Source organism: Seonamhaeicola sediminis, assembly GCF_004358095.2.
Classification (GTDB): Bacteria; Bacteroidota; Bacteroidia; order Flavobacteriales; family Flavobacteriaceae; genus Seonamhaeicola; species Seonamhaeicola sediminis.
Genome location: NZ_SMZJ02000001.1, coordinates 531082 through 551675, shown reverse-complemented (window position 1 = coordinate 551675; position 20594 = coordinate 531082). Strand labels below are relative to the sequence as shown.

Genomic DNA, 20594 nt, shown 5'->3' with positions numbered 1-20594 from the left:
TCTGTTTCGCTAGGTTTCTGATTAGGTAAAAAAAATTGAGAATACTTTCAAAATAAAAAGATATCAATGAATAAAATAATACATCTAAATACGGTAGTAAAAAGTGTAGTTTACATTTTTTTTACGTTAATCCTTTCATGTGAAACTAAAGAAGTACCGAAAGATTATACTGTTTACGTAAACCCATTTATTGGCACTCAAAACGAAGGGCACACCTTTCCAGGGGCTACTACACCTTTGGGTATGGTACAACCAAGTCCAGAATCCTACAACACCCACTACGAAGGTTACGAAATGGACCATATTGCTGGCTATCAGTACAACGACCCTTGGCTTATCGGTTTTACCCAAACCCATTTAAATGGCGTGGGGTGTCCGTCAATGTCCGATATTTTGTTGCAACCCTTAAATACAGATACCATCAATTCTAATTCTAGATTCAATTATAAATCAACCTATAAAAAAGAAAGTGAAGTTGCAACACCAGGGTATTATAAAGTGTATTTAGATGATTTTAAGGTACAAGTAGAGCTTACGGCTTCAGAGCATGTTGCTTATCACAGATATACTTTTGATGATCCTGAAAACGCTAAGTTACTTATAGATTTACAATATGGCGTCTCTTGGGATATTAACGAAATTCCACTCAATATTTTAGAAGCGCATCAGCAATTTGAAGACGATTACACACTAAGCGGATACCGAAAAGCACGTGTTTGGGCGCATCGCGATTTGTATTATGTTATAAAATTCAATAAAAAGATTAATAGTAAAAACAAATTGCCATCACCTAATGCCAAAGAAGAAAAAGCACCGCGGTATATTTTGGATTTTGAAATGGAAGACAGTAAAACGCTAGAGGTGAAAATAGGTGTTTCAACCGTTGGTATAGAAGAGGCCAAAAAGAATTTGGAGGCACAAATACCCACATGGAATAGTTTTGATAACGTAAGAACAAGCACCAATAAAAAGTGGAATGATATTTTAGGCAAGTTTAATCTTAAAGGCGATGAGGATAAAAAAGAGGCATTCTATACCAGTTTGTACCATTTATATATTCAGCCTAACAACATTGCCGATGTAGATGGTAAATTTAGGAGTTCAGATTCTGGAGTTCAGCAGGCCACTGCGGGTAAATACTATTCAACCTTGTCGTTATGGGATACCTACCGAGCGGCCAACCCCATGTACACTATGTTAAGTCCAGACTTGGTTAGCGACATCAATACCTCAATGTTGGATAGCTACAAGTATATGAAAGCCGATTCCTTGAACCCAAAAGAAGCGAATAAATACTTACCACGATGGCAATTATGGGGGCAAGAAACTCATACTATGGTAGGCAATCATGCGGTACCTGTATTGGTAGATGCTTACTTAAAAGGCATTAAGTCTAAAGGCTATACCGATGACGAAATTTTTGATGCCGTTTGGACATCGCTAACTAAAGAACACTACCGAAACCATGTAAAGCTTGTAGACTCCTTTGGCTATATTCCTTATGACGTAAAATTATCTAGTATTGACGACGGGAGGGAAACTGTATCTCGACTTTTAGAAAACACGTATGATGACTATGCTGGTGCTTTACTAGCAGAAAAATTGGGTAAAACCGAGAAAGCCAAATTTTTAAGAAATAGAGCATCTTTTTATAAAAATGTGTATGATAAAGAAAGTGGTTTTATGCGAGGTAAAAATGCCAAGGGCGAATTTAAAACCGATGTTGATGTAACCGAAGTTGTAGGCGAATGGTTGGAAGGTTCAGATTTTACAGAGGGTAATGCATTTCATTATCAGTTTCATGTGTTGCATGATATTCCTGGTTTGGTAAATATAATGGGAGGTAAAACAGCATTTGGCGATAAGCTGGATGCGATGTTTTATTCCAAAGAAAAACCAGAGGTGCGTACTTTAGTTTGGAATATTCATGGGACTTACGGACAGTATTGGCATGGAAACGAACCTTGTCATCATGTGCCGTATCTCTATAAATTTAGTGACAGACCCCATAAAACAGATAAAATAATAAAAACCTTAATTGACGAGTACTACTATACAAAACCCGATGGCTTGATGGGTAATGACGATTGTGGGCAAATGTCTGCATGGTATATGTTTGGAGTGTTAGGGTTTTATCCCGTAAATCCAACAGGTGGCGAGTATGTTTTGGGTGCACCACAAATAGAGGAAGCTATTATTAATCTTCCTAATGGAAAAACTTTTACCATGACCGCCAAAAATTTGAGTGATACCAATTATATCGTGCATTCCGTTACGTTAAATGGTGAAGTATTAGATAGAGAATATATTACCCATGATGAGATTTTGAATGGTGGGGAATTGGTTTTTGAGATGACTGCAGAATAATCGATATACTCAGTTTCAAAAGCGAGCATCATACATAACTTAAGCTATTTCTTATGAAATTTATACACGAAAATTTCTTGTTACAAAATAGGTTTGCAGAAGAACTCTATCACAATTATGCCAAAAATCAACCCATAATAGATTATCATAATCATTTATCGCCAAAGGATATTGCCGAGGATACCATTTTTGGGAATTTAACTCAGGTTTGGATACATGGCGACCACTACAAATGGCGTGCCATGAGAACTTTAGGGATTGACGAACGATATATTACGGGCAATGCCTCAGACAAAGATAAATTTAATAAATGGGCCAAAACTGTACCATTTACATTAAGAAATCCGTTGTATCATTGGACGCACTTGGAACTCGCAAGATACTTCGATATTTATGACTTATTGAATGCGAATACAGCCGAAAGTATTTATCACGATACGCTTGAAAAACTAAGTTCAAAGTCATTTAGCTGTCAAAATTTACTGAAAATGGCTAATACCGAAATAGTCTGCACCACAGAAGACCCAATAGATGACTTAATGTATCATAAACAATTACAACATTCAACTTTAGAGGTGAAAGTTAGTACATCTTTTAGACCAGATAAGAGTATTCTAATTCAAAATGAAGGATATAATGATTATATAAATACCTTAGCTAAATGTGTTGAAAAAGACATAAATACCTTTAAAGATTTATGCGACGCTTTACATGATAGAATTACCTTTTTTGATGCTAACGGATGTAAATTAAGTGACCACGGATTGAACCAAATTAGCTGTGAAAACTTTACTGAAAAAGAGGTTGATGCTATTTTTAAAAAGAGGCGAGAAAACAAATCTATCAGTGAAAAAGAGGCTGTAAAGTTCCAAAGTGCTATTTTATTATTTTTAGGAGAAACCTACCATGCTTTTGGGTGGGTACAACAGTTTCATTTAGGAGCCTTAAGAAATAATAATGCGCGGATGCATAGCATGTTAGGGCCTGATACAGGTTGGGATTCTATCGGGGATTATACACAAGCACAAAGCCTTTCAAAATTTTTGAACGCTCTGGATAATAATGATAAACTGACTAAAACCATTTTATATAATCTTAATCCAGCTGATAATGAAGTGTTCGCTTCAATGATTGGGAATTTTAATGACGGTAGTATAAAAGGGAAGATGCAATTAGGCTCTGGTTGGTGGTTTTTAGACCAAAAAGATGGTATGACCAAACAATTAAATGCGCTTTCTAATATGGGACTCTTGAGCTGTTTTGTTGGCATGCTAACGGATTCTAGGAGTTTTTTGTCGTTTCCCAGGCATGAATATTTTAGGCGGGTGCTTTGTAATATTTTGGGTAAGGAAATGGAGAGTGGAGAATTGCCCAATGATATGGGTTTAGTTGGGGGTATGGTGTCGGACATTTGTTATAATAACGCTAAGAAATACTTTAATTTTTAATAGGTATGCATAAACCATCGCTAAATAGAAAAAACATTAGTTGTAGTGATCCCAAACCGATAAAAATTGTCCAGTTTGGTGAGGGGAATTTTCTTCGTGCTTTTGTTGGATATGCAATCAATGAGCTAAATAAATTTACTGATTTCAATGCAGGTATAGCAGTTGTACAGCCTATAAATAAAGGATTGATTCCCATATTGAATGAACAAGATGGCTTGTACACGCTGTTTATGAGAGGGTTTAAAAACGGTAAAGCAGTTAATGAAGTCGAATTAATAGACACTATTGTAAAAAGCATAAACCCTTATTCAGATTTTAATAACTTTTTAGAATTAGCAAGAACCGAAACTTTAGAGTTTGTTATTTCGAACACAACCGAGGCAGGTATTAGTTTTATTCCATCAGACACTCAAGATATGATACCTCCAAGTGCTTTTCCTGCTAAATTAACCTTGTTTTTATTAGAACGGTACAACTGGTTTAAGGCCGATGTTTCCAAAGGGTTAAGCATTATTCCATGTGAGTTGATAAATTATAATGCAGATACCTTGAAAGCTGTCATTTTAAAGTATGTTGACCTATGGAATTTAGAGGGGAATTTTAAAAATTGGATAGACAAGGCATGCACTTTTCATAATACATTGGTAGATAGAATAGTTCCGGGATTTCCAAAGGATAATATTGAGTATTACAATAAGCAATTAAACTATTCAGATAAATTAATTGTTAACGCTGAAACCTTTTTTCTTTGGGTCATAGAAGGTGGTGAAAGTTTGAAGGGAAAGTTGCCATTCTCAAAAACAGATTTGGATGTTAAGATTGTGCCAGATATGCAGCCTTTTAGAACAAGAAAGGTTAGAATTCTTAACGGGGCGCATACAGTAATGGTCCCTTTATCGATACTTTATGGAAATACTACCGTGAAACAAACCATGGATGTAGATTTTACGTCAAACTTTGTAAAACAAACGGTTTTTGATGAAATTATCAATACCTTGGAAATGGATAAAGATGAACTAAAATCTTTTGCAAATGCTACTTTCGAGAGGTTTCAAAATCCATATATAGTGCATAATTTGTCCAGTATAGCCTTGAATATGGTATCGAAGTTTAAAGTTCGGGTGTTGCCAAGTCTATTGTCATATTTCGATAAATGTGGAAAAATCCCAACCCGTTTAACATTTGCTTTTGCTTGTTTAATATGGTTTTACAAAGGCGAATATAACGGTTTATCAACGCCTGTTAATGATAATGAGTATGTAACTCAAAAGCTATCACTAATCTGGCAATCAAATAACTATGGAAAAGTGGCTCAAGAGGTACTGGCAAATGAGTTGTTTTGGGGACAAGATTTAACAAAAATAGAAGGATTGAAAGATGCTATTACACTTGCTTTAGAAACCATAGATGGTTATGGTATTGAAAAAGGGTTTGAGTCGTATAGTAAATCCTATTGATATACAATGAGTAGCAGTCTACACCATAAAAAACTTTTAAAAATTAATGCTTCGGATAATGTGGCAGTGGCTTTGGTGGATTTAAAGGCTAATGAAGTCTTAACACTTCATAGTGATTCGATTATCGTTCTAAAAGATACGCCACGAAAACATAAAATTGCCTTAGAAAATCTTGAAAAAGGTGATAGGGTTATGATGTACGGTGTTCTGGTAGGAACAGTCAGTGAAGCCATTAAAAAAGGAGAAGTATTAACGGTAAACAATATTACCCATAAGGCTGAAAAGGTCGTGAAGAAAACGGGGTCAATCAACTGGAATCCTCCGAATATTGACAAATGGAAAAATAGAACATTCTTGGGGTATCATAGGGAAGATGGTCAAGTAGGAACTGAAAATGTATGGTTGTTTTTTCCTCTGGTGTTTTGTGAAAATAGAAATATAGAGCTTTTAAAGGATATTTTTGAAAGCGAGCTTAGGCCAAAGCAAGTCAGTTCGCATCAAATGTTGTTAAGAGGTTTGATTAATGGTCAAGAGCCGTCTATAGCATTGGATGATACACAGTCAAATGTGTTCAACAATGTTGAAGTTAGATTTATTACTCATTCTGGTGGTTGTGGTGGTATTCGTCAAGATTCTGAAGGTTTAGCAAAATTATTGGCAGGATACGTAAATAATCCAAATGTAGCAGGAGCAACTGTGCTAAGTTTAGGTTGTCAGAACCTACAAATCAAAATATTTAAAGATGCTTTAAATACCATGGCTTCCAACTTTAAAAAGCCGGTACTTATCTATGAGCAACAACAAATGGGGACTGTGGATGATATGTTATCTGTTATCATAAAAGATTCCTTTGCTGAAATTAAAAAGGCTAATAATATTACACGTAAACCAGCACCGCTTTCCAAATTAACTTTAGGATTGGAGTGTGGTGGTTCAGATGGGTTTTCTGGTATTTCTGCAAACCCTACTTTAGGTGTTGTTTCGGATATTTTAGTGGCTTTAAAAGGAAAAGCTATTCTTGCAGAGTTTCCAGAATTATGTGGTGTAGAACAGGAATTGGTAAACAGATGTAAAAATGATGACGATGCTGTTAAATTCTTGAATTTAATGAAGGCATTTGAACAAAGCCTCATCAATGTAGGTTCTGGTTTTGATATGAATCCCTCTCCTGGCAATATTAAAGATGGGTTGTTAACAGATGCCATGAAATCTGCAGGAGCCTATAAAAAAGGAGGTAATAGTCCAATAGAAGGTGTTTTGGATTATGGCGAATATATATCTAAACATGGGCTTCATTTATTGTGTACACCAGGTAATGATGTAGAAAGTACCACGGGCCTTGTGGGGTCAGGTGCAAACATGGTTTTGTTTACAACAGGATTGGGTACGCCAACGGGAAACCCAATAGCTCCGGTTATAAAAGTGGCTTCAAATACTGAGTTAAAACAAAAAATGCCTGATATCATAGATTTTGAAACGGGTCCTGTTATAAGGGGAGAAAAAAGTATTCATGAGATGGGACAAGAACTTCTTAATTTTATTATTGAAGTAGCTAGCGGTAATATAGAACCAAAAGCAAAAGAATTAGGTCAAAACGATTTTATTCCTTGGCGTAAAGGTGTGTCTGTTTAAAGTTGTTTAAGACAGTAAAACGTAAATCAATACCGTTAAAAACACCAATACGGCACCATACATTTTTACATTAGGCCAAGAAGTTTCTTCAAGTTCAGTTTCTTGATAATATTCAGATGTTTTTTGAGACGGATACAATCTAGAAACTAAAAACATGATTATGAAGTTGAGTACAAATTCAATACCCCATAAATGTACAAAGTGAATATCTAGATTCAGTATAAAAGTTGTTAGAATATAAAATGTAAATCCGAAGAACAGTCCTGCTTTAGCCCCAATAGTATTTATCTGTTTAAAGAAAATACCAGCAATGATGATAGAAGAAATAGGTATAAAGAATATACCGTTAAGTTCTTGTAATAGTTGGTATAAACCCTCAGGGGCATAAGAAACCATTGGAGCCACCGCAATTGCAATTAAAGCAAGAACAACAGATGATATCTTGCCATACTTTACTAGTTTTTTATCCGAAGCATTTTTGTCTATGATTTTTTTGTAAATGTCCAAGCAAAAAATAGTACTGGCAGAGTTAAGTACACTATTAAAAGTACTTAATACAGCTCCTAAAATTACGGCCGCAAAAAAGCCAAAAAGGTAAGACGGCAATACCTTTTTTACGAGCATGGGGTATATCAAATCTGGGTTTTCATAATAAGTGTCTCGAAAATAATAGTATCCGATTAAGCCAGGTAGGACTATAATGGCAGGGACAAAAAGTTTTAAAGCACCTGTGTAAATGAGTCCTTTTTGAGCTTCTACTAAATTTTTTGCTCCGAAGGCACGTTGAATAATGGCTTGGTTCATCCCCCAGAAATATAATTGATTAATCATTAATCCAGTAAACAAGACCGAAAATGGAAGCACAGAATCCGGCTTTCCAATAATATCAAATTTATCAGGAGCAAAGTCATAAACAGTGCTTAAACCCTCAAACATATTACCGTTACCAATTTGATATAAAGCAATAACGGGTATAAGAAGACCTCCCAACATTAGTCCTATACCGTTTAATGAATCGGAATAGGCAACAGCTTTTAAACCTCCAAAAATGGCATACATTGAACCCAGAATACCAATGGTTAGTACGGTGTAAATAAGCGATTCTCTCTTTGATACGTTAAATATGGCAGAAAAATCAAATACGCTTTCAATGTTTATAGCACCTGAATATAATACAATTGGTAATAAGGTTATCACAAATGAAGACATTAATAGAAAAGCAACAATAGAGCGTATGGCTCCATCAAAACGTTTTTCTAAAAATTCGGGAATGGTAGTAATTCCAAGTTTAATGAATTTAGGTATAAAATAAATGGCCGCAATCACCAAGGCGATTGCAGAAGTAACTTCCCAAGCAATAATGATAATGCCATTTTTATAGGAACTACCATTCATTCCAATTAAATGTTCGGTAGAAATATTGGTGAGTATCATAGATCCAGCTATGATAGGACCTGTTAAACTTTTTCCAGCTAAAAAGTAACCTTGCGATGTTGTAAACTTGTCTTTTCGGAGTTTGTATGTTGTATAGATTATTACAAATAAGGTGAATCCGAAAAATCCAAGATAGGTGTAAAGCATTATTCTTTAGCTGGTTTAATTAGTTGTTCTTTTTTAAAATTTTAGTACTTCGGGTAAGTATTTTTTAACAAGTTCTTGGTAATAAGGTTTTAAGGCTTCAGTATCAGGTTTTACGGGCGCTTTGGTGTATAAATCGTAAGGGTTAAATTCCTTCACCCATTCAAACATTTCATGGTCTTTATCGTTCATCAAATGACTGTATTCGTTTTCACGATGCTGCGCATAGAATGAGTGGTATCTAATAATGTATAGCGCTGGTTCAGGTAAATAATCTTTCATAATTTGATATAAATACTCGTCATGTCCCCAACTCATTTTAACATTATCTAAACCACAATTGGGTTCATAGATTCCGTATTTGGTATTGTATTTCGGGTTTGTGGAATCTGGGTTTGCATTAAAAAACTCAGCATGTACAATTTTATCAGAGAACTTACATCCCACTGGAAATGTATCCCCAACCACAGCCCATTGCGGTTCATCAAACAAACATAAAACTTTACCAACATCGTGCAAGAACCCTGTTAGAACAAACCAATCTGGGTGTCCATCAGCTCTAATAGCTTCAGAGGTTTGTAATAAATGTTGTAGTTGATCCAAATCAATATCAGGATCGCTATCATCCACTAATGTGTTTAAGAAATCAACAGCTTCCCATAAAGACATTTCCTTGCGATTAAATTTTAAAAAATCGGCCTCTTTTTCACATACAAAATTATAGGTTTGGTAAGTGTGATTTAATCTATAGAATTCTCTGACGGTTTCTGCCCTGTCAGAGTCTTCGTAATTTCTAAAATCCTCTTTTTCTTTTTTCGGAAGGTCTGGATCAGGATATCGTTTCAATATATCTTCCTCCCAATGCTCTATGTTTTTTAAAGGAGATTTTTCCATAATTTAAATTTAACGTTATTTAGGGTTTGATGTCAATAGTATATTTGCCAGAAAGGCTAATGGTTTAAATCCGTCTTTTCAAAGATACAGGATTAAACAATTTTTGGGAAAGGACAAATAATTCAAAAAAATGGATTATTTGTGTATTCTACAAGAGTTATTCAAAACAGCTTTTATAGCTTTTTAGACTAGCCATGCAACGATTAGATTTTACATAATTAGTATTTAGGTTAATCAATTAATCCATGTATTTGGGTTATTATTACATATCTTATTTAAGGCATTAATATAATTTCACAGAAATATTTTTAACGAATTAACTAATTAAATTACAATGAAAAAACTTAAACTATTATTAACCCTATTTATAGGGGTCTCGTCTATAGCATTTGCGCAGGATACTGTATCAGGTGTTGTAACAGACGAGCAAAATGTGCCAATACCGGGTGTAAATGTCCTTATAAAGGGAACAACAACAGGTGTTGCAACAGATTTTGATGGTAATTATACAATTGAGGCTACCAATGGAGCTGTTATTGTATTTTCTTATCTGGGGTACCAGACTTTAGAGATTGTTTATTCAGGACAATCGCCTTTAAATGTTCAAATGAAAGAAGATACGGCGCAATTAGACGAGGTAGTTGTAATTGGTTATGGTGCAGTTAAACGTAAAGATTTGACTGGTGCTGTAGTGTCTATTGGAAGTGATGATGTTGTAGAGCAAAGAAAAACAGATGTAGCGTCGGCAATTCAGGGGCGTCTGGCTGGTGTAGATGTTCGGGTCTTGAATAATAAACCTGGGGCACCTTTATCCATCAATATTCGTGGAAATGGATCTATACGGAATAATAATCAAGGTAATGATGGTGTTAGTGACTCTCCTTTTAGCGATTTATCTCAACCTCTTTATGTAGTTGATGGTATTTTCTTTGATAATATTATTGCATTAAATCCTGCTGATATTCAACAAATAGATGTTTTGAAAGATGCTTCCTCAACAGCTATTTATGGAGCAAGAGGAGCAAATGGTGTTGTGATTATAACAACTAAAAACGGTTTGGAAGGTAGAACGCGTTTTACTTACGATGCAACCTTTGGTGTACGTAGCGCCGTAAATGTTCCTAATTTTTACAATGGTGATGAATATGTTGCTTTTGTAAATGATGTTGTTCGTGCTAGAGATTTTGCTAATTTACTGAATGGAGGTCCAGCCACCGTAGCAGATTATAACAGCATAGTCCCAGATACAACGGTTGAGTTTATTGGTGCAGAAGAACAAAGTAATGCTGTAAACAGAAATTATACAGATTGGATTGGTTTATTTCAAGAAACTGGGATACAAACAAGTCACACCCTTTCCGCTTCAGGAGGAGAAAATGGTTTAGTTTATAACACATCTATTGGTTATTTAAAAGATGAAGGGGTTGTAGGCATTGAAGCTTTTGAGAGATATAATCTATCAGCAGCTCTTAGTAAAAAAGTTAATGAGCAACTAACTTTTGGAGTAAAAGCTTATTTGTCATATTCAGAAAGAGAACAAGGGAGTCTTGAATTGTTTAGAAGTTCATTTCGCTTAGCACCTACAGTTAATCCATTTAATGATGATGGTTCCTTAGATTTAATTCCAGATGAACAAGACCAACGATTTATCAATCCAATCTATGAAGAACAAGGAGCATGGCGCTTAAACACAAAACGTTTTGATATTATAGCTAATGCTTTTTTACAATACAAGCCATTAAAATGGTTGGATTTAAAAACACAATTTTCACCAAGTGTATCCTATGATAGGAATGGAGAATCTAGAGGATTGCTAACCAAGGCAGCAAGGAACGAACCTAACAGAACACGTGCTGTATATAACTCAGCTTCCGTGGTTACCTATACTTGGGATAATATTGCTAACATGAATTTTGATTTAGATGAAAATAATAATGTAAAGGCTACCTTAATTTCTTCTTTATTTCTAAGAGAATTTGAAAGAGGAGATATTCAAACACGTAATTTAAATACCGATAATTTCTTATTCTTTAATACACGTGCTGGTTTAGATATTCGCGATTATAACAGTGGGTTTTTAAAGGACAATATTGCCTCTTTTGCAGCCAGAGTAAATTATGCCTACAAAGACAAATACTTACTAACTTTAACAGGGCGTTATGACGGTGCTTCGCGTTTAGCGGTTGGTAATAAGTGGGATTTCTTTCCATCTGCAGCTTTAGCATGGAAAGTTTCAGAAGAAGATTTTATGCAAAATATTGATTGGCTCAGTAATATGAAAGTTCGTTTAAGTTATGGGCAAACGGGTAATATTGATACGGTTGGACCTTACTCATCCTTGTCTTTTTTAGGGAATTCAACTTATTTGCTTGGTGATGACTTAGTAAACACACAATTTGTAGCTGGGTTACCGAATACCGAGTTGACTTGGGCGGTATCTACCGAAACAAATGTTGGTCTTGATTTTAGTTTGTTGAATAGTAGAGTTAATATTACTATGGATTACTACAATAAAGATACTGATGGCAGCTTGTTTCCAAGATCACTTTTAGCCTTATCAGGTTTTAGTAGTGCCATAGGAAATTTTGGTGAAGTAAGAAGTAGAGGATTTGAATTTGTATTGAATACAACCAACATACAAAACGATAATTTTAAATGGACAACAAATTTTAACTTCTCAAGAAATAGAGATGAAATCCTAAGAATAGATGGAGATGTTGAAGAGGTGCCTTTTGGACGTCATGGTGTGACAAAAGTAGGAGAAGACCCTGCGGCAATCTTCTCTTTTGAAAATGATGGCATATGGCAATTAGATGAATATGCAGAGGCAGCTACTTTTGGAGCAAGACCTGGGCAATATAAGTTTGTAGATCAAAATAATGATGGTGTTATTAACAATGAAGATAAAGTGGTTATTGGTTCACCTACTCCGGATTGGATTGCAGGTATGACAAATACCTTTACATACAAGAATTTTGAAGCTAGAATTCAAATTAATACGCGTCAAGGTTCTCTTGGACATTCCGAGTGGTACCAAAATTTTGCACCATACCAAAATGATCAGGCTAAATTTAATAAGATTAATATTGATTATTGGACGCCGAACAACCCTAATGCTTCTAGACCAGCTCTATCTTATGCGCATCCTGGTGAATACTATTACGAATCGTTTGATTTCGTAAAAGTTGGTAATATAGGATTTTCGTATACTTTGCCTTCAGCATTTTTAGATAAAATCCAATTGGATGGTGCAAGATTGTCTTTAGATATTCAAAATCCATTTGTTTTTACAGATTATGAGGGACCAGACCCAGAGTCAGGATTACAGAATTCTTACGGAGCCGGTTATATGACTAAAGTTGTATTATTCGGATTAAATGTATCACTATAAATTTTAAATTGTTAAGAAGATGAAATCAATTTTTAAAATAAAATATATTATAATTGCTCTAGCGTTTGTAACTGCGGCGTGTGACAGTTATATTGAAGAAGAGTTTTACGGCGGTTTGGTAGTGGAAAACTCAATTAATGAGGATAATGCTGATGCGTTAGTAGTCTCAGTTTATAGCCACTTAAGGGGTGTTTACAAGAATTATGGAATTACGTTTGCTGGAACAGATATGTTTACTTCTCAGGATGATGTAAGAAGTAATTCACCACTAAATGATTATTTCGGATTAACTGCAAGTGAGGGTGCTTCAGCAGGTTATTGGGGAGCTAATTATGCTTTAACTTCTGAGGCCAATACTGTTATTAATCGTTATGAAAATCAAATTAGTTGGAGTGATGCTAAATTAGCAGATCGTGATTATGGTATTGCTCAGGCTAAAGCTTTAAGAGCCTTAGGGTTTTATAATTTAGCTAAACACTTTGGAGGTATTGTTTTAGAACTGAATGAAACCAATTCTATTCGTACAGATTATGTGCGTTCTAGCGAGCAAGAAACTTTTGACCAAATTATCACTGACTTAGAAGCTGCTATTCCAAACTTGTTAGATAGCCCTCAAACAGGCAGAATATCAAAACGTGCAGCGCAACATTTATTGGCCGATGTCTATTTAACTAGAGCTTATAAGTCTTTTGGTAGCGCTTCAGATTTTACAACCGCTGCAAATTAAGCAGAACAAGCCATAGGGTCTTATGATATTAGAAGTCAAACCTATGCTCAAGTCTTTGATTATGGAAATCAGGTAAACCCTGAGGTTCTTTTTGCTGTACAATATGGCCCTGGTGGTAATTTTGATGATAGAAATAATTCTAAACACGGTATTTTTATGAACCCTGTGAATGATTATGTAGGTATTGGAAGAGGTAATCCTTACGGAGCCAACAATACAGGTTTAATGCCAACACCGCGTTTCTTTGATTTGTTGGCGGCTAATGATACAAGAGATGAAGCAACGTTGCATAGAGTATTATATGCCGACGAGGCTGCTACATTCACTTCGCCTGAAGGTTCTGACAATGTAATTCCTGGAGATACCATAGTTTATTACCCTAAAACACCACTAGCCCCTGCAGAATTAGCGGATAAATTACAAAGGTACTGGGTGTACCAACCAGATCAGTACTTGTTTGGGTTACCAGATAATATTCCTGGTGTAATTTACCAGTATTCATCTAACGTGCTTAGGACTAATTTTCCAATATTCAAAAAGTTTGATGATGTGGGTATTGACGCAGAGAATGGGGGTTCTAGAGATGCATTCATATTTAGAATTGCAGCAACGCATTTGATAGCTGCCGAGGCTCATCTTGGAGCAGGTAATACAAGTGCTGCCTTAAGTCATTTGAATAGAGTTAGAGAACGTGCTACAGGTGTAGCAAATCATTACACTACTGTAAATATCGATACCATTCTTGATGAGAGAGCTATTGAACTGGCAGGTGAAGAAGATAGATGGGCTGTTTTGAAAAGAACTGGAAAATTAGAAGAACGTATAAACATTCATAACCCTCATATTGTAGATCATGGAGCTTTTAATGCTAATACACATTTGGTAAGACCAATACCTGATAATGAGGTAGCATTATCCGAGGGTTCAATACAGCAAAATCCAAACTACTAAAAAGGTAGTAATGGATTTATAAAAGTAAGTAGAAGTATTTTTTTTCTATTTGAGTTAGTTTAGTTTTATAAAGGCAGATACTTTTACATGTCTGCCTTTATTTTTAACTTCATTATGCGTAGATACACCCCAATTATAATTGCTTTTGTTTTTTTGATTGTTTTCTCATGTCAAAAGCAAGCTGGTATTACTGTAGCTGTATCAAATCAAAGTATAGAAGACTTCGTCAATCCATTTATTTGTACAGCAGATGATCATGGGCAAACAGATGTGTCTGCATCCATACCATTTGGAATGGTAAAACCAGGTCCAGATACACGTCCTGTGGGACATTCTGGGTACGAATACATGGCCAAAGAAATTATCGGTTTTTCAAACACGAGATTTTCAGGTGTAGGCTGTAGGGGTGTTGGTGGTAATTTACGAGTACTACCTTTTGTGATTTCAGAGGGTGACTCAATTCCAAACCGTATAAGGTTTTCAAAAGAAAGTGAACAAGCTCAAGCGGGATATTACAAGGTTATGCTAAATAATGGCGTAGAAACGCAACTTACAGCGACACAGCAAGTGAGCTTTCATCAGTATACATTTCCAAAATCAGAGAAGGCTGGATTTACAATTGATTTAGCTAGCTCTTTTGTTGAACATGTAACAGAAGAACATCAGATAGGAAATGGCATTATTAGTGGAAAAGTTACCAGTGTGAATATTTGCAAAAAAGGGAAATACACGTTTTACTATGCGATCGCATTTAGTCAAGAGCCTGAAGAAATAAAAGAAAAGGAGTCTAAATTGATTGTTAGTTTTTCTACTAAGGAAAATCAAAATGTATTGTTGAGGTGTGCATTATCAGTAGTAGATGTAAGTAGTGCTATTCAAAACTTAAAAGCATCGAAAAATTTGAGCTTTTCTCAAGTCAAATCTCAAGCTTCCAAAGCATGGAATAATTTGTTAAGCGCAGTTGATGTTGAAACTGAAAATGACTCATTAAAAACATTGTTTTACACACATTTATATCATGCTACGCAGTCGCCTTTTATAATTAATGATGAAGGAGGTGAATTTAGAGGAAGTGATGGAAAGCAGTACCAATCAGAAACCCCGTATTATCACGGATGGTCTGTTTGGGATACGTTTAGAACCAAACTGCCATTACTGTCACTGTTATATCCAGTCAAGTATAGAGACATGTTATTGTCATTGAAAGCCTTGTACAAACAAGGAAAAGTAGATTGGGTAACAGACACGGAGCCTTTTTTGTCGATAAGAACGGAACATACAATTGCAGTGGTTTTGGATGCTTATAAAAAAGGACTATTACCATTTCCATTATCGGATATTTATAAAGAAATGAAAGTAGAAGCTGAACATCTACCATTTAAATCTCCAGATAATGTATTAGAATCTAGTTATGATTTATGGGCGCTTTCAGAAATTTCTAAAGCTTTAGGAGAGAATGTAGATGCAGAATTTTACAGAGCACGCGCATTTGAGTATAAAACAACATGGGAGAATAAATTCATGAATATGGATGAAAATTCAGATATCATGCATGGTGATGGTTTATATGAAGGTACCCTGTGGCAATATCGGTGGTTTGTGCCTTTTGATATACAAGGCATTCAAACCATGATGGGAGGCAAAGACGAATTTGAAAATCAATTAGAGTATTTCTTTGATAACGAACTGTTTAACATTGGTAATCAACCAGATATCCAAGTGCCTTATTTGTATAACTATACCAATTCGCCTTGGAAAACACAACAGTTGGTAGACAAATTACTCAACAAAGTAACTAATAACTGGTACGGTACCCACGAAAAGTTTGAAGCACCAATAGTAAAAAAAATATTTACAGCAACACCAAATGGCTATATCAAAGAAATGGATGATGATGCAGGCACCATGTCTTCATGGTATGTTTGGTCCACTATGGGGCTTTACCCTGTGTTTCCGGGAAGTACGCAGTTAGCATTAACAGTACCACAATTTGATAAGATAACCATAAAAACAAAAGACAAACCATTGGAAATTATAACCAATGGCAGAACACCAAATACAATTTACATTCAAAAAGTTACATGGAATGGAGAGGAAATAAATTCAAGTATTATAGACTTTAATTTAATTTCTAAAGGAGGCGTTTTACAATTTGAATTAACAGACATGCCCAATACACTTTGGGGAAAACAAAATTAGAAAATGATATACAAGACAAAATTTAATAGTTCTGTTTTATACGTGTTGTTACTGACCTTATTTTTTTGGTCGTGTAACGAAACACCAAAAACAGCTGTAAATGTCTCTCAAATTGAAATAAATAAGAACTATATAAAAAAAACCAACGATACAGAATATCTGGTTACAGATTATGGTATAGTTGGTAATAGCACAACCCTAAACACCATAGCATTACAACAATTAATAGATAAGGTTCATAAGGAAAATGGGGGCACCTTGGTATTTCCTAAAGGGCAATATCTTTCAGGAGGTTTGGTAATGAAATCTAACGTAAGTCTTTATTTAAAAGAAGATGCTATATTGTTGGGAAGTACAAACCCCTATCATTATTCAGATGTGCCAATGCCAGAACGTCCAGAATCTCCCAAGCGTGATGACTATTCCAATATGGCATTTTTGGTGGCTTATAAGGCCAACAATTTTAAGATATATGGCCAAGGAAAAATAGACGGTCAAGGTAGAGCATTGGCTTTAAATATTGACAGCTTACATCATTCAGGAGAACGCAAAGACCCAAAATATAACTACAGGCGTATGCGCCCCAACGAAACAGCTAGACCTAAGTTGCTCAGATTTTCGATGTGTAAAAATGTAGATATTTTAGACCTACATCTTCAAAATGGGGCATGCTGGGGATTGTCTTTCGAATTATGTGAAAAATTAAAACTGGATAATTTAAAAATTATCAATAGAGCCTATTGGAATAACGACGGTATGGACATTACCGATTGCAAAAATGTACAAATCACAAATTGTGATGTAAATTCAGCCGATGACGGTATCTGCCTAAAATCATACTTCCCGGCGTATTACAACGATAGCATTTACATAGCGAATTGTAAAATAAGAAGTAGCGCTAGCGCATTAAAATTTGGAACAGCTTCTTACGGCGGATTTAAAAACGTAACCATCGATAGTATAGAAGTATTTGATACGTTCCGTTCAGCCATAGCTATTGAAAGTGTAGATGGTGGTGTTATTGAAAACATCAACGTTTCCAATATCATAGCGAAAAATACAGGCAATGCCATCTTTATAAGATTAGGGCATAGAGGCGGAGATGCACCGGGAGTAGTAAAAAATATTCACATTAAAGATATCAAAGTTGAGGTGCCTTTTGGAAGGCCCGACATAGATTACGATTTACGAGGACCTGAAGTAGACTTCTTCCACAATCCTTTTCCATCTTCCATTGTTGGTATTCCTGGACACAACATTGAAAACGTAACCATTGAAAATGTAGAAATTACATATCCAGGAAGAGCATCAAAAGGGATGGCTTATGTGCCATTAAGCAGATTGGAACAAGTGCCCGAGAAAATAAAAGATTATCCGGAATTTTCAATGTTTGGCGAGTTGCCAGCTTGGGGATTTTATGTAAAACATGCAAACAACATTACATATAAAAACGTAAATTTAAAGTTAGAACATCACGATTTTAGACCAGCTTTTGTGTTCCATGGTGTTGATGGTGTACATTTAGAAAGCGTCACAGTTCCAGAAACTATCCACAAACAATTCGTTTTTGAGGGAAAAGAGAATTTTACACATAGTGATGCTATAAAGGAAAATATTCTAGTAATCAAGTAACTGCATGAGAAAATATTTAATAGTAACAATAACCGTTTTAAGTATACTGTTTTCATGTAAAAATGAAGATAAAACAACTGTTGATAAAACCAAAAAAGCAATGGATTACGCGAGTTTGGTATATCCGCATTTAGATACAGAGAATTCCAGATGGTTTTTCTTTTCATCAGCATGTCGCCCATTTGGCATGGTAAACCTAAGTCCAGATAACGAAATAGACGGTGCTTGGGGCAGTGGTTATCGTTATAAAACCGATACCATTAAAGGCTTTAGCCATATACATGGTTGGCAAATATCGGGTGTGTCGGTTATGCCGGTAACACTTTCTGATGCGAATACTAAAACCGTTTTTAAGGATTTTTATTCAAAATTCAGTCATGATAATGAGACGGTAACACCTGGTTATCATAGCTTGAAACTACAACGTTATGATATTAAAACAGAGCTTACCAGTACCACAAGAGTGGGTTTTCATAAGTATACCTTTCCAGAAAACACCAAAAATGCCGTTCTATTTAATTTGAATACCATACTTGGGCCATCAGATAATGCCCAAGGCGAATTACGCCAAATTAGTGATACGGAATTTGCGGGTTCAGTAGTGGCAACACCAACCCACAGAAGGCCTCAAGAATTTAAGGTATTCTTTAGAGTAAGTCTCGATATTCCAGTAACCGAATTACAAAAAGATGAAGCAACAGGCAATTACTTGATGCATTTTAAGGATTTGGAAAATCCCTTACTTATGAAGGTGGCTATCTCGTACACTTCAGAAGAAAATGCAAACTTGAATCTTAAAACAGAGTTACCGCACTGGGATTTTGAAGCGGTAGTTAAAGATTCTAAAGACCATTGGAATTCGTTATTGAGTAGAATAAAGGTTGAAGGTAATACCGAGAAACAACAAAGACGTTTTTATACAGATTTATGGCATGCACTTCAGGGCAGACGCATTATTAATGATGTCAATGGTGCGTATCCGGATAATACTGGAGGTAAATTTAAGATTGGACAATTGCCATTAGATGCTTCAGGAAAACCAAAATTTAATCATTACAATTCTGATGCACTTTGGGGAGCGCAATGGACACTAAATACACTCTGGGGACTAGCTTACCCAGATATTTATGAGGAATTTGCCATGTCTTTTCTTCAATATTATAAAGATGGAGGCTTGGTTCCCAGAGGACCATCAGGTGGAAATTATACCTACGTTATGACAGGTACCCCAGCCACACCGTTTTTTGTCAGCGCGATTCAAAAAGGTATTTTGAAGGAAAATATAGAAGCTATATATAACGCTTTGAAGAAAAACCATGTAGAAGGAGGTATTATGGAAAAAGCGGGTTATGAGCATAAAACCAATATTGGTGGCGGACTGGATTTCTATATGGAAAAAGGCTTTGTGCCACATCCTAACCCTAAAGGGAAGTTTGGCGGACATCAAGATGGTGCAGGTTTAACTTTAGAGTATGCCTATCAAGATTGGGTATTGGCCCAATTGGCATTGAAGCTGAATAAAACGGAAGATTATGAATACTTCCTAAAACGTTCAAAAAATTATGGAAAGCTTTTAAATGATGAGGGCTGGATGCAAGCCAAAAATGTGGATGGTAAAATGCAGGTAGACTATAGTCCGTATACCTACGAAGAAGGGTTTATAGAATCCAATGGCGCGCAATCTACTTGGTTTGTACCTCATGATTACGATGGACTAGCTGAACTCATGGGAGGCAAGGACAAAGCTGTCAATAAATTGAATACACAATTTGAACAAGCGGAACAATTAAACTTTACCTCGGGAACATCGCATGCTTCAGAATTACATCCAGAATATCGTAAAATCCCCATAAATTATGGAAATCAGCCTTCCATTCAAACAGCTTTTATTTTCAATAAATTAGGAAGACCAGATTTAACCCACTATTGGTCTAGGCAAGTAGCTTCTAAGGTTTTTGGTGGTTTAGCCCCATCCACAGGATACAATGGCGATGAAGACCAAGGCCTCATGGGAAGTTTAGCCGTTTTAATAAAAATTGGGCTGTTTCAAGTGAATGGAGGTACAGAGGAAAATCCGGAGTATCAAATAGGAAGTCCTATTTTTGATAAGGTAACCATCCAATTACATCCAGAATATTATTCAGGGAAGACTTTGGAGATTCAATCTGTAGACAATAGCAGTTCTAATGTTTTCATAAAAGAGGCCTCTTTTAATAACGAGGATTTGCCTAAATTTAATGTGTCTCATAAATCCTTAACTAACGGCGGGGTGCTAAAACTTGAAATGACTGGGACAAAGTAGTCTGTCATGCAGATTG

12 protein-coding genes are annotated in these 20594 nt (G+C 35.6%); 10 read left to right on the top strand and 2 right to left on the bottom strand.

The features are described from left to right. Window positions 1–66 precede the first annotated feature (66 nt). Genes E1J38_RS01995 through E1J38_RS01980 form a run of 4 tightly spaced genes read left to right on the top strand, consistent with a single transcriptional unit; the run spans window position 67 to window position 6904 of the window. The gene (locus E1J38_RS01995; RefSeq protein WP_133354409.1) at window positions 67–2367 is read left to right on the top strand and encodes a GH92 family glycosyl hydrolase; all 2301 of its coding nucleotides are present in this window, start codon (window positions 67–69) and stop codon (window positions 2365–2367) included. Between the two features lie 53 nt (window positions 2368–2420). Beyond that, a complete protein-coding gene (gene uxaC / locus E1J38_RS01990) occupies window positions 2421–3815 on the top strand; it encodes a glucuronate isomerase (protein WP_133354411.1) in 1395 nt (464 codons plus the stop codon). A 5-nt stretch (window positions 3816–3820) separates the two neighbouring features. Then, window positions 3821–5272 (top strand): tagaturonate reductase, encoded by a 1452-nt coding sequence (locus tag E1J38_RS01985; RefSeq protein ID WP_133354413.1) that lies wholly within the window; start codon window positions 3821–3823, stop codon window positions 5270–5272. Between the two features lie 6 nt (window positions 5273–5278). Next, window positions 5279–6904: a UxaA family hydrolase gene (locus tag E1J38_RS01980; RefSeq protein WP_133354415.1), complete on the top strand. Its 1626-nt coding sequence runs from the start codon at window positions 5279–5281 to the stop codon at window positions 6902–6904. Window positions 6905–6910: 6 nt separating this feature from the next. On the opposite strand, the gene E1J38_RS01975 is transcribed toward E1J38_RS01980, so the two are convergent. Together E1J38_RS01975 and E1J38_RS01970 are read right to left on the bottom strand one after the other, a co-directional pair. Then, window positions 6911–8485: a solute:sodium symporter family transporter gene (locus tag E1J38_RS01975; protein ID WP_133354416.1), complete on the bottom strand. Its 1575-nt coding sequence runs from the start codon at window positions 8483–8485 to the stop codon at window positions 6911–6913. 33 nt (window positions 8486–8518) lie between these two features. Further along, window positions 8519–9376 carry an inositol oxygenase family protein gene (locus tag E1J38_RS01970; RefSeq protein WP_133354418.1) on the bottom strand — a complete coding sequence of 286 codons (858 nt, stop codon included), beginning with the start codon at window positions 9374–9376 and terminating at the stop codon, window positions 8519–8521. Window positions 9377–9710: 334 nt separating this feature from the next. Here E1J38_RS01970 and E1J38_RS01965 point away from each other — a divergent pair, with 334 nt between their 5' ends. From E1J38_RS01965 to E1J38_RS01940, 6 genes are all read left to right on the top strand, one after another. Continuing rightward, complete coding sequence (locus E1J38_RS01965) at window positions 9711–12767, top strand: SusC/RagA family TonB-linked outer membrane protein (RefSeq protein ID WP_133354420.1); 3057 nt, start codon at window positions 9711–9713, stop codon at window positions 12765–12767. Window positions 12768–12786: 19 nt separating this feature from the next. Further along, on the top strand, window positions 12787–13494 hold the full coding sequence (locus E1J38_RS01960; protein ID WP_133354422.1) for a RagB/SusD family nutrient uptake outer membrane protein: 708 nt from the start codon (window positions 12787–12789) through the stop codon (window positions 13492–13494). A 12-nt stretch (window positions 13495–13506) separates the two neighbouring features. Then, window positions 13507–14445 carry a RagB/SusD family nutrient uptake outer membrane protein gene (locus E1J38_RS01955; RefSeq protein WP_133354424.1) on the top strand — a complete coding sequence of 313 codons (939 nt, stop codon included), beginning with the start codon at window positions 13507–13509 and terminating at the stop codon, window positions 14443–14445. A 114-nt stretch (window positions 14446–14559) separates the two neighbouring features. Continuing rightward, entirely contained in the window at window positions 14560–16644 is a 2085-nt protein-coding gene (locus E1J38_RS01950) for a GH92 family glycosyl hydrolase (protein ID WP_186525799.1), read from the top strand. Window positions 16645–16647: 3 nt separating this feature from the next. After that, on the top strand, window positions 16648–18276 hold the full coding sequence (locus E1J38_RS01945; protein ID WP_133354428.1) for a glycoside hydrolase family 28 protein: 1629 nt from the start codon (window positions 16648–16650) through the stop codon (window positions 18274–18276). Window positions 18277–18280: 4 nt separating this feature from the next. After that, complete coding sequence (locus E1J38_RS01940; protein WP_133354429.1) at window positions 18281–20578, top strand: GH92 family glycosyl hydrolase; 2298 nt, start codon at window positions 18281–18283, stop codon at window positions 20576–20578. The last annotated feature ends 16 nt before the right edge of the window (window positions 20579–20594 follow it).